The organism is Paenibacillus sp. P5_B5 (genome assembly GCF_056400365.1).
Window position 1 is genome coordinate 86,031 of record NZ_JBFULK010000003.1, and the last position, 11,824, is coordinate 97,854.

14 protein-coding genes are annotated in these 11,824 nt (G+C 40.3%); 11 read left to right on the plus strand and 3 right to left on the minus strand.

Annotated elements, in window-relative coordinates; all coding sequences use genetic code 11:
• The first annotated feature begins 23 nt into the window (after positions 1–23).
• The 9 genes from AC1DOK_RS05270 (at position 24) to AC1DOK_RS05310 (ending at position 6,389) form a co-directional block, all read left to right on the plus strand.
• Entirely contained in the window at positions 24–836 is an 813-nt protein-coding gene (locus tag AC1DOK_RS05270; protein ID WP_477553195.1) for a nucleotidyltransferase domain-containing protein, read from the plus strand.
• Positions 837–908: 72 nt separating this feature from the next.
• Complete coding sequence (fosB, locus tag AC1DOK_RS05275; RefSeq protein ID WP_477553428.1) at positions 909–1,319, plus strand: metallothiol transferase FosB; 411 nt, start codon at positions 909–911, stop codon at positions 1,317–1,319.
• A 101-nt stretch (positions 1,320–1,420) separates the two neighbouring features.
• On the plus strand, positions 1,421–1,933 hold the full coding sequence (locus tag AC1DOK_RS05280) for a peptide ABC transporter substrate-binding protein (RefSeq protein WP_477553196.1): 513 nt from the start codon (positions 1,421–1,423) through the stop codon (positions 1,931–1,933).
• Between the two features lie 19 nt (positions 1,934–1,952).
• Positions 1,953–2,420: a YfiT family bacillithiol transferase gene (locus tag AC1DOK_RS05285; RefSeq protein ID WP_477553429.1), complete on the plus strand. Its 468-nt coding sequence runs from the start codon at positions 1,953–1,955 to the stop codon at positions 2,418–2,420.
• 94 nt (positions 2,421–2,514) lie between these two features.
• Positions 2,515–2,928: a hypothetical protein gene (locus tag AC1DOK_RS05290; RefSeq protein WP_477553197.1), complete on the plus strand. Its 414-nt coding sequence runs from the start codon at positions 2,515–2,517 to the stop codon at positions 2,926–2,928.
• A gap of 193 nt (positions 2,929–3,121) precedes the next feature.
• Entirely contained in the window at positions 3,122–3,472 is a 351-nt protein-coding gene (locus AC1DOK_RS05295) for an MmcQ/YjbR family DNA-binding protein (protein ID WP_477553198.1), read from the plus strand.
• A gap of 62 nt (positions 3,473–3,534) precedes the next feature.
• Entirely contained in the window at positions 3,535–4,602 is a 1,068-nt protein-coding gene (locus tag AC1DOK_RS05300) for an undecaprenyldiphospho-muramoylpentapeptide beta-N-acetylglucosaminyltransferase (RefSeq protein WP_477553199.1), read from the plus strand.
• Between the two features lie 52 nt (positions 4,603–4,654).
• Positions 4,655–5,785, plus strand: coding sequence for an N-methyl-L-tryptophan oxidase (gene solA / locus AC1DOK_RS05305; protein ID WP_477553200.1), 1,131 nt, complete (start codon positions 4,655–4,657; stop codon positions 5,783–5,785).
• A gap of 121 nt (positions 5,786–5,906) precedes the next feature.
• Positions 5,907–6,389, plus strand: coding sequence for a DinB family protein (locus AC1DOK_RS05310; protein ID WP_477553201.1), 483 nt, complete (start codon positions 5,907–5,909; stop codon positions 6,387–6,389).
• A 71-nt stretch (positions 6,390–6,460) separates the two neighbouring features.
• Here the strand turns inward: AC1DOK_RS05310 and AC1DOK_RS05315 are convergent, their stop codons facing one another.
• On the minus strand, positions 6,461–7,699 hold the full coding sequence (locus AC1DOK_RS05315; protein WP_477553202.1) for an S-layer homology domain-containing protein: 1,239 nt from the start codon (positions 7,697–7,699) through the stop codon (positions 6,461–6,463).
• Between the two features lie 201 nt (positions 7,700–7,900).
• Positions 7,901–8,851 carry a cation diffusion facilitator family transporter gene (locus tag AC1DOK_RS05320; RefSeq protein ID WP_477553203.1) on the minus strand — a complete coding sequence of 317 codons (951 nt, stop codon included), beginning with the start codon at positions 8,849–8,851 and terminating at the stop codon, positions 7,901–7,903.
• A gap of 509 nt (positions 8,852–9,360) precedes the next feature.
• Here AC1DOK_RS05320 and rsmD point away from each other — a divergent pair.
• Both rsmD and coaD read left to right on the plus strand, forming a co-directional pair.
• On the plus strand, positions 9,361–9,930 hold the full coding sequence (rsmD, locus tag AC1DOK_RS05325; protein ID WP_477553204.1) for a 16S rRNA (guanine(966)-N(2))-methyltransferase RsmD: 570 nt from the start codon (positions 9,361–9,363) through the stop codon (positions 9,928–9,930).
• Positions 9,931–9,936: 6 nt separating this feature from the next.
• A complete protein-coding gene (gene coaD / locus AC1DOK_RS05330; protein WP_477553205.1) occupies positions 9,937–10,440 on the plus strand; it encodes a pantetheine-phosphate adenylyltransferase in 504 nt (167 codons plus the stop codon).
• A gap of 16 nt (positions 10,441–10,456) precedes the next feature.
• Here coaD and AC1DOK_RS05335 read toward each other — a convergent pair whose 3' ends face one another.
• A complete protein-coding gene (locus AC1DOK_RS05335) occupies positions 10,457–11,794 on the minus strand; it encodes a nucleoside recognition domain-containing protein (protein ID WP_477553206.1) in 1,338 nt (445 codons plus the stop codon).
• Positions 11,795–11,824: the final 30 nt, after the last annotated feature.

Here is an 11,824-nt window from a genome sequence, read left to right on the forward strand (position 1 = left end):
CAGAAATAATGGAGGAAATAGACATGCATCCGAATCCAATTCCTGTTCATCCTAGAATCCACCAAATCATCAGTGAATATATGAAGTTATTGAATGAACGAAGACCTGGTCTTATCGAAGGACTCTATATTTATGGTTCTATCGCATATGGTGACTACTCTTTATCGTTGAGTGATATCGATTTCATAGCTGTATCCAAGCATAGGTTAGAGCACTCAGACTTTGCAGAGATAGTGGAAATCCACCGATTGATGCAAAAGAGTTATCCTAAACCTCCATTAGAAGGAATTTATTTGACATGGGAAGATATCGGTAGGCTTGAGAACATCAAGCCTTACCCTTATTATCATGCAGGGAAGATGCATGAATCGGGATACTTTGAATTAAATCGGGTGACTTGGTACGAGCTTCGAACCTGCGGGATCACGATACTCGGACCTGAAGTTAGTGAACTGGCTATTGACATGGAATGGGAATTGCTCATTCGAGATATGGAACAGAACTTGAATTCTTATTGGCGCAATTGGATTGAACAATCAGGCCAACCACTATCGCTTAAATCATTAAGTTTATTATGTCATAGAGGTGTGGCTGAGTGGGGAGTTCTAGGGATTACTCGCCTATTCTATACATTCCGTGAGAATCAGATTACGACGAAATTCAGAGCGGGTGAATACGCACTTGGAGTCGTACCTGAGAAATGGCATCGCATTATTACGGAATGTATGAATTATCGGAATGGCATATCACAATCCCTGTATCGTTCAATCTGGCAAAGGAAAAAAGATGCTTTAGGCTATATGAATTACATTCTGAATGAATGTAACAGCAGGTAATAGGATCAGCTATCTTAATTATTAGAAATGATTGTTAGTAACAATTATTAGAGGGGGACGATTTTGCAGCTAATGGGGATTAATCATATATGTTTCTCTGTTTCAAATCTAGGGAAATCAATTCGTTTTTATGAGCAAGTTTTCGACGCCAAGTTACTAGTTACCGGCAGAAAGCTTGCTTATTTTGATTTGAATGGGCTATGGCTGGCATTAAACGAAGAGGATATTCCAAGGGATCAGCTGAACCAATCTTATTCACATATAGCATTCACTGTACCAGAGGAGGATTTTGAGCGGAGGAAGCATGACCTGATTGAGCTTGGTGTGAATATACTACCAGGAAGAGATCGAGATGAGAGAGACCGAAGATCAGTTTATTTTACAGATCCGGATGGTCATAAATTTGAATTTCACACAGGAAATTTAGAAGATAGGATGGAATATTATAAAAGTCAAAAAAATCATATGACATTTTATGACTGAATAAAAACATTTTTTGTTTACTAAGTTAAGGGACAATTCAGTTTAATATTATCGAAACATTCCAAACTTTTTAAGTTGATACAACTAAGGTGGTGTTAAGGTTGAAGATAAGACATCTTTCTATGTTATTTATTTCATTACTATTATTAACTTCTTGTGGTAGTAGTAATGAAATAAACTCGAAAGAACATATAGGAGAAATTTACAGCATTGCGCTGGATTCCATAATGGAAAAAGATGAAGCATTAAGTAGTGATATAGAGTTCATTGCTATTGATATGAGTAATTTTGATGAGTTGAATGAACAAGAGTTAAATGAACAAGATAAAGAAAAAATTTTAAGTTATTTTGAAGAGAAATATAAAGTCAAAGTAATGGACGCTTCGTATGAATATCTGAAAGAAAAAGGCTTATATAACCCTGATACAATGGTTTTAAATGGTGTTCTTCTTTGGATTGAGAAAGTTGATTTTGTATCTAATGATACTAAAGATTTTATTTTTCAAGGCTCTAAATACAGAGCAGGGGATGGTGCTGTTACAGTGAAGGGCATTGTATATTTCAAAAATGGCAAATGGATAATCAAAGATTCGAAAGTAACTCAGAAAAGTTAAGTAAGGAAAGCTTTCAGTCATTCAAATTGAAAAGTGGACGCAAGCCATTGGAGACCTACCAACGAAGCTTAGAGAAGCCGTGAATGGATTAAGTGAAAGCCAACTTGATATTCCTTATCGCGAAGGTGGATGGACAATAAGACAGGTTGTTCATCATCTTGCAGATAGTCATATGAATTGTTTTATTCGCTTTAAGCTTGCGCTGACAGAAGATAATCCGACGATCAAACCATATCTCGAGGAACGTTGGGCAGAGCTTGCGGATTCCCAAACCGATGTCAGTCTATCGATTGCACTATTTGAGGCTTTGCATACCAAATGGGTCGTTTTATTAAAATCCATGAGTAGTGAGGACTACGCGCGCGTATTCTATCATCCGGGGTATAACATAACATTGAATCTGGCATATGCGCTCGGGATGTATGCATGGCATGGTCAACATCATGTTGCTCATATTACAGCATTCAGGGATCGATCAGGGATATGAAATGATAGGTAATAATCAAATTGCTGAAATAAAATATCCGTATGTGGAAAAAATCTACAATTTCCATTCTGAGAAGTAGGTGAGTTAATAAAATATGATAAGGAATAATTCTTATTTGTATTATTTGGGCTGGCTGGTTGGAGCAATCGTTGTATTATATTTAGGAAATATGGTGCTTGATTATGTCAAAGAAGAAGCTAACAGGACATTTATCATAACATATCAATTGTGGGGAACTTTCGTTATCTATTTTATTTATGGGGTCTATTTAGGATTATTAAATGGACTTCCTAAGAGATTTAGCTTGAATAGACCTTTGTTTATTTTTGTATGTATTCCATGTCTGATCCTGCTTTTCTATTCGATTGCAATTTTTTATTTTCGCTTACCATTTTTTGAGATGTATCGAAGTCTTGTTAAAGACAACAACAGTCAATTATTATTTACTATTGTTGCCGGAATGACCCTAATACTGAGCTTGTTCAGTCCAACTAAACATAGTGAATGAACCAGGAGATGAGTTTGGATCTGCAAGGGTTATGGAGAAGTGCGGAATGACTTATGAAGGCATGTTACATAAACATTTATTTGCCAAAGGTATTTATGAAAATGTAAAGATGTATTCGATAATTAATGAAGAATTGCTTAATAGATTGAAGTGAAGATAGATTTTAATTAAATGTTTTGGAGTGGAATAAGAGATGACTAAACAACAATGTATCGACTATTGTCTGACGAAGCGTGGAACAAGCTTAACATATCCTTTTGGGCCGGAAACGATTGTAATGAAAGTTGGGACGAAGATGTTCGCCATCCTTCAAGTTGATGGACCTTCACAGGTAAGTTTGAAGTGCGACCCAGAACGTGCCGAAAGACTTCGCGAGCAATTTCCCGAGATTAAACCAGGGTATCATTTGAATAAGCAGCATTGGAACACGGTTGACCTAGATGGTAACCTCGCTATTGAGGAGATCAAGGGTTTAATTGATCACTCGTATGAGCTTGTCGTGAAAAAAATGACCAAAGCTGAGCGGGAAAGTATCCTTACTTGAATTGAAGTAAGATTTGATTCAGGAGAATTAGCTCGCAATCACGAATTAAAGGTGATGACGGAATGAATCAAACAATCATTTTCACAGGCGGTGGATCGGCTGGTCATGTGACTGTCAATTTAGCTTTAATCCCTCATTTTCTTAATGAGAATTGGGAAGTCCACTATATAGGCTCTCACAACGGTATTGAAAATCAACTTATTTCAAGATTGAACGGAGTTCAATATCACGCGATATCAACAGGTAAGCTAAGAAGATACTTGGATTGGAACCATTTGACGGACCCTTTGAAGGTAGTTAAGGGCTGCTTTCAAGCATACCGGTTGATGAAGAAAATAAAGCCACAAGTGATTTTTTCCAAAGGTGGATTTGTTTCAGTACCAGTCGTTATTGCAGGGTGGTTGAACAAAATCCCTGTTATTATCCATGAATCGGATCTTACACCAGGATTAGCTAATCGAATTGCGATTCCCCTGGCTACAAAGCTCTGTGTCACATTCCCGGAAACCAAACAACAACTTGAGAGTGATAAGGTTGAATATGTTGGCGCAATTGTACGGGAGGAAATAGGACTCGGTAATCGACTCAATGGGTATCGCTTCAGTCAATTACTACCTGGTAAACCAGTAGTACTGATTATGGGAGGAAGTCTAGGATCTCAAAGCATAAATCATGCCATCAGATCGAATTTGGATGTATTGCTTGAACGGTTCCAAATCATTCATATTTGTGGTAAAGGACAGATTGATAATACCATTGTTTCAAATGGTTATCGGCAATATGAGTATGTAAATCAAGAACTAGCGGATCTTATTGCGATTACGGATATTGTCGTTTCTCGTGCTGGATCAAATTCTATATTTGAGTTTGTATCTGTTCGGAAGCCGATGCTATTAATCCCACTCTCTAAAGAGGTCAGTCGGGGTGAGCAGATTCTAAATGCTGAATCCTTCGTTCAGGCAGGCTATTGCGAAGTTCTCTCTGATAACAATCTAGATAAAGATATTCTCTTAGCTTCACTTGATAAACTCTATAACAACAGACATACCTACATAGAAGCAATGACTACATACAATTCACAGGGGAATTTAAACAAAGTTATTTCGTTAATTAGGGCACACACCCTTTAAGGGACGATTGAACTGATTACCAATTCCATTAAATAGATGAAGGGGGGGTATCATGCCTACAACATACGATGTTATCGTCGTTGGAGCAGGTGCAATGGGAATGAGTGCAGGTGCACAATTAGCAGCGCAAGGTATTCGTACGCTTATGATTGATGCTTATGATCCACCTCATACAAATGGCAGCCATCATGGAGATACAAGATTAATTAGACATGCTTATGGTGAAAGTCGAACATATGTTCCGCTAGCGCTACGAGCACATGAATTATGTCGTGAGCTAGAAGATGCGACAGGAGCAAATCTATTTAGTCAGACAGGTGTGCTCAGTATTGGCCGAGTGGGTACAACTGCAGTTCAGAGAAAGCTTGATAGCGCACACGCTTACAACATCCCTATTCATTCATTAGCTGCTGAAGAGCTTCAGAAGCAGTGGCCTGGCTTATTGGTACCAGAAGATGCAATTGGATGCTTAGAGACTAGCGCAGGCATATTGTTTAGTGAAACATGTGTTGGTGCATATAAACAGCAAGCTTTAGCTAGGGGAGCAATACTTCTCAAGCATACTAGAGTGAAAGCAATCCATCCGACTCAGACTGGAGTAGTTGTTGAAACTGAGCAAGATACGTATCATGCGCACAAATGTATTGTGACAACAGGAGCTTCAATCCGTAAGCTACTTCCTTCACTGCAAATCCCTGTTACACCAACTCGTAAGACAGTAGCTTGGTTCAATGCAGATGAGCATTTGTTTGCAGCTGATCGATTCCCTGGCTTCGTTACTCACGAATCAGATGGAAGTGAATACTATGGTTTTCCTAGTATAAACGGTGAAGGCATTAAAGTTGGCAGACATGATACCGGGCAGACAATAGACCCAGATGAACCTCTAGCACCATTTGGTACCTATGAGGAAGACGACAATGACCTTAGAAACTTTGTTAGGCGCTATATGCCTTCAGCTTCTATTACGCTCAAGCGAGGGAGTGTATGTAAATATGAAACTACACAGGATGAAGACTTTATTATCCAGCAGCATCCTGAATTTGCTACCGTGATTATAGCAGGTGGTTTCTCGGGTCATGGGTTCAAATTCGCAAGTGTAGTGGGTGAAATATTACAGCAACTAACGGTTTCAGGACACACCTCACATGATATCTCTCGATTCTCTATGTCTCGATTTTGACCGATCATCAGTTGAGTATGTATAACGATTTTTGCTGTCTTAAGAATAGGAATCTGTTTAGCAGTAGTTACAGGAGCAAGTATCGCCTTAAGAAGAAGATGATTATTTAGGAGGATTTGTTATGGTAAATAAGGGGAATAAGCTGGATCTTATTGCGGATATGAAAGGAATTATTTCGTTTGCTGAAAGCCTGCGTCAATTGGATGCAAAGCAGTGGATACTGCCAATCAGTGAGGGTAAGTGGGCCATTCGGGATATTATTAGTCATATCGCATTATGGGATCAATATTTTTACAATGAAGCTGTACACCAAATAGCTATTAATGAGCCTTTGACATTAAAACATATGAATTTTGAAGCTTTTAATCAAGGAGCAATTGAGTATGCATCTACGAGAATGAAGGAACAACTAATCGATGAGTTAGTACAACATCGTAGTCATATCATTCATGATTTAGAACTAATTCCAGAAGAAGCTTATACTACTGTTTATCCAGACGGAGAAGGGCATCCGTTTCAAATTAATGAATACATACCCGATTTTGTAAGTCATGATCAGCATCACATCAAGCAAATAAATCATTTTCTTCAACAAAATGAGTAATTGAACCCTCTACAATACGAAAGACCGTCAAGCACCTTATAAGGTCATGACGGTCTTTGTTTCATACTGTCTTACTTCACATATTTAAAGGAGAAATTATCAAACCAAGTAGCTTGATCTTCTAGATCATCTGAAGCATTTTCATTTAAATATAATCCCATCTTAAGACCTGTTGGGGAATAGTTAGGATTACTATAAATATTCTGATCATTGATGAAGAGGTATAGAGCTTTATCTATGACGATTATTTTAAGTTTGTTCTCGGATTTTAAGTCGTAATCAATGCTCGTAATCTCATCTGTTGCAGACTTTGTTGCGCTTTTCATATGACGAATATGGATGGAATCATGATCTACATAGACAAGGTCTGCTCCGTTATTATCCCCGTTAAAGAACAGTCCTCCAAGTCCATCTGTTCCATCTGGCTGAACGCTGACTTCGAGCTCATATTGTTTGACATTTTTATTCTCTTCCCACTTAATTGGCAGAAGATAATGATCTAGATCGCTATCTTTAGAACTTGCTGTTACACGTTTACTATAGACTTTCCAATTGGCGAATGCTCCATCCAGATCCCACTTCTTAAGCTTGCTGTCGCTGAAGTCATCTGTGATGGTATATGACTTGGGATTAGTCGGTGGTGTTACCTTGTCTGGAGGAAATACAACTTTGGTTTCATCGTCGAATTTAGTTCGATAAATCAAGGATGCTGCTTCAGCACGAGTTAACTGAGCCTGAGGTCTGAAGGTACGGTCGTCATAGCCGCTAATCAGCTTGGTTGCAACAGCAGTAGCAATGAACTCGCGTAAGTTAGTTGAGATTTCATCACGGTCACGGAAGTTATTGAGAATGTTAAAATCAGCGGTTTTGGATGTATCGTATTTTAATAATCGAACAAGTGCTACTGCAATATCCTCACGAACAGCATTCTCATTTGGTTTGTAGCTGAAAGTTGAGCCGGATTGATAACCAGTCAGGTAAGGCTTCGCATGCTCTACATAAGTGAATGCCCAGTGGTTGCGACCTACGTCTTGAAAGGTCTGCTTCAGATTATTGTTATTCTCCATCTTAACACCAGCAGCTGCGATCATTATCTTAGCGAACTCAGCGCGTGTTACAGGATCATTCGGTCTAAAAGAGCCGTCGCTATACCCGGATATAATACCTCTTCTAGCCATTTCATTAATGGCTTCTGAGGCCCAGTGATTATCCTTGACATCCCAGAATGTAAGTGTTTTCGCCATAGCTGCTGGCATAATGCTAACGAACATCAGCACAGCAAGCAGCAAAATACTAATTTTCTTTTTCATAAAAACCTCCTATTAGTGAATTTGTATTGTCTGATTTCTTTGACGCAATGAATTCTAATAAGTTTCAATTATTACAAAAAATGGGTCTTTGGTAATAAATGAAAATAAGATAACGTCATTTACAGTCAAAAGCATACAAAAAAACCGTAAGGCACTGAACCAGACGGAATTTTTGTCAAAATATGAGATTAAAGAGGGAGGTTACACGATTAATGAGTTATGAGCAATTCGGGCAGTTTCAATTTGAATCGTTGTATGCTCAATCTTGAACTGTTGTTCAATCAAATGGATGGCTTGCTGTAAAATTTCCTGACTATCCGCGCTGTCTTCAATGAGTAAATGACAGCTAAGCGAATCGAGGCCTGAGGTTATCGTCCAAATATGTAAGTCATGAACATTAATTACACCTTTTATTTTGGATAAAACTTGTTTTACTTTGTCTTGGTCAATTGTAATCGGAGTTCCTTCCATAAGAACATGTATCGCATGCGTGATAACACCCCAAGCACTCTTAAGAATAAGCAATGCAACAAGCACGCTGATGATAGGATCTGCAACATACCAATTAAAGAAATACATCAAGAGTCCAGCGATAATTGCTCCAACAGATCCAAGCGCATCACCAATGACGTGTAAGTAAGCACTACGTAAGTTCACGTTTCCTTTAACATCACCTTTTCTCATCAAGGACCATGCACTAAGTATATTAGCTAACAATCCTACAAGAGCAATCAGCATCATGGAACCACTAGCTACAGTTGGTGGGTCTGAGAAGCGACCGATTGCTTCCCATACAATAAAACCAGCGATAATGAACAACGTAACCCCGTTAAATAATGCCGCTAGTATCTCAAACCGATAAAAACCATACGTTTTATTAGGTGATGCTGCCTTCGTTGCAAACCACATCGCAATTAAACTCAGAAGTAGTGAAACCGCATCACTTAACATATGTCCACTATCAGATAATAGGGCAAGACTCCCTGTGAATAACCCTCCAAAAAATTCTAAGAACATAATGCCAGATGTAATTATTAGCGCAAATAATAAACCTTTCTTGTTACCTTCCCGCGTATCATGGTGGTGATGATGTCCAAGATGACTATGTCCATGATCGTGTCCATGATGGTCGTGCGTATGATGATGTGCCATATCAATGATCTCCTTTCGTAATTAGTGTCACTCATAATCTATCGATTTAACATATGAGCATGTATTCATATGTTAATTATGTTCTTTTTTGATTATTTGTCAATCCCTATTTATCCATAGATAAAAATGTAATAAAACTAGTATAAGCCGTGGATCATTCCAAGGCTTTATCATATACATGATTGCTTATACGGTGAGATATACACAGCTGAGACTGCACAGGCTGCCTACACGAAACGTCGAGGATCCTGCAAACCAAAGGGTCACTTTACATCTTAGACATAATTAATCGGACGCCGCTCACGCGACGCCCTTCATGGGAGAGGAGAAACCGGACGAAGAGCTTATGGGGAAACGTAAGTCTTCTCCGCGGTTGTCTACGACATTATTGATGTCGATAATTACAGGATTAACCTGAACGGGGGGAAATATACTCCATTTTGCAAAAAAAATACTTGATGTGGTACGATGATAACGAGATTACTATGGAATAGGTGACATCTTACGTAATGAGAGTGATATCAGGTAAGGCAAAAGGTAGACCGCTCAAGGCTGTGCCAGGTATGAGCACACGTCCGACGACGGATAAAGTGAAGGAAGCTATTTTCTCTATGATTGGCCCGTACTATGAGGGTGGAAATGCACTTGATTTATTTGCTGGTACAGGTGGGCTTGGAATTGAAGCGCTTAGTCGGGGTATGGATAAGTGTATTTTTATCGATATCGAAAAAAAGAGCTTAGATACGGTGCTACATAATTTAGAGGCAACTCGATTACGTGAGCAAGCAGAGGTATATCGGAACGATGCTGCTAGAGCGCTCAAAGTACTGAGTAAACGTGGAGACGTGAAATTTCAACTTGTATTTCTTGATCCTCCGTACCGGATGAAGTTGATTGGAGAACTAATCAATAAGTTAGAGGATTATGATTTACTCGAACCAATGGCAACTATTTTAGTCGAACATGATGCAAAGGATCGGCTTGATGATCTGCTAGGTCATTGTATTTGTGATCGAAGGGTTGACTATGGCGATACTGCAGTGACAATCTATACTTATAAGGGAAATGTTGAGGAGTGAATCAATATGACACAAGCCGAATTCAACATGCGAACCGCAGTATATCCTGGAAGCTTTGACCCAGTAACGAATGGGCATTTGGATCTTATTCAGCGCGCAGCGAAGGTTTTTGATAAGGTAATCGTAGTAGTGCTTAATAACACGAGTAAGAATCCACTATTTACACTTGAAGAACGGATGGAATTGCTCAGACAGACGACAAAGGATATGCCCAACGTAGAGGTTGACTGGTTCAGAGATTTACTTGTCAATTACATGCAGCAAAAGAAAGCGAATGTTGTTGTTCGTGGCTTGCGAGCGGTTTCTGATTTTGAATATGAGATGCAAATGGCTTTGACGAATCGTAAATTGAATAGTGAGGTGGAGACGTTCTTTATGACGTCAACACCCATGTACTCATACCTTAGTTCATCCATTGTACGAGATATTGCGAAGTTTCATGGACCTGTGGTTGATTTTGTTCCAATAGAGGTTGAGCGAGCATTAGCTCTTAAGTTTCCGAAGGAGTGATGTTGTCTCCTGCGAATTAGTGGTGCCGCGCGGCTTGAATGGCGCGGATGAGTAAGGCTATGCAGCCGAAGGCGGCGAGCAGCAGGGCGAGCCCTGCCAGCATGGGCTGCATGAGCGGCCACAGCCCGTAGGCTGTGGCATTTTGGTACGCGGCAGTGTCCGTGGCCGCGTGTAGAAAGCTGGGCTGGATAGCACCTAGGCCCAGCGCTATATACGGTCGCCATAGGACGACCGTAAGTAATGCCGCCAGCACGCTATGCAGCAGGCGAGCACGAACGAACGGACCGTATCGTAGGTCCGTCTCTTGCGTTAACGCACGTACTTGTGCGTGCGTGGACAGGCCGCCCCAGCCGAGCAGGGCGGCAATTCCTGCAGCCTGCCACATGACAGGCAGGCTAGTTTCGATGCTCCATGCGTAAGCTCCCAGATGCGGCTCTAAGAAGCCAATCAGCATGGGGCGGATAAGCCTGCTTATGGTATCGCCGGTGGCTCCTGGAACGATTGTAGACATCATGGTGCTTAATCCTTCAGTGATCCCTGTCATTGTAATGACGTTTAGAATAACGGAGAACATCACAATGTAACCACCAACGACCATAAGCCCTCCAACTGAATTACTTACTGCATCGCCTAGCAATTTACCGAATGTTCGCCCATCCTTAAGCTGTGCTGCTTTCATTACTTTCAATGGTTCAAGTGGCTGATAATCGCTTTTGGCTTGTAAGGCTTTTGTATGTGCAGCTTTTGTAGTTTTAGTAACTTGTGCAGCTTGTATGGCTTGTTGCTCCTGTGTGTCACTTGAATCTCTCTGGCGACTTCTTGGGCTACTGCGCCATAGTAACCCGATCGATAAGCCAGAAGCATAGTGAATGACTGCGAGATACATACCAAGTGCCGGATTACCAAGAAAAGCAGCAGCAATCACGGTCATGATTAGACCTGGTGATGCGAGCTGAGAGATGGCAAGGAGTTGCTCTCCTTGACGCCTTGTTAGAAGCTCTTGTTTACGGAGTTCAGCGGTTGCTTTAGCTCCCGTGGGGAATCCCCCAATGCTTCCAGAAGCAAGTGCCCAGCCACTAATACCAGGCAATCGGTAGCAGAGTCGCATTAACGGTTCAAGAATTGTACCAATTGCGTGGACGATACCGAATCCTATCGCTAATTCGGTTATAATAAAGAAAGGAAGGAGTGCTGGAAACACGAATTTCCACCACACCGTAATTCCTTGAAGTGATGAACGGAAAGATTGATCGGGGAACATGATCATTGTTATGACGAAACCGATTGCTGTAAGAGCAAGCACGAGTGTTGCATGACGTGCATAAGTCTTTTGTTTGACAGTTGGAGGGAACATAGGTAATCACTCCTATAGGACAAGGTCTGT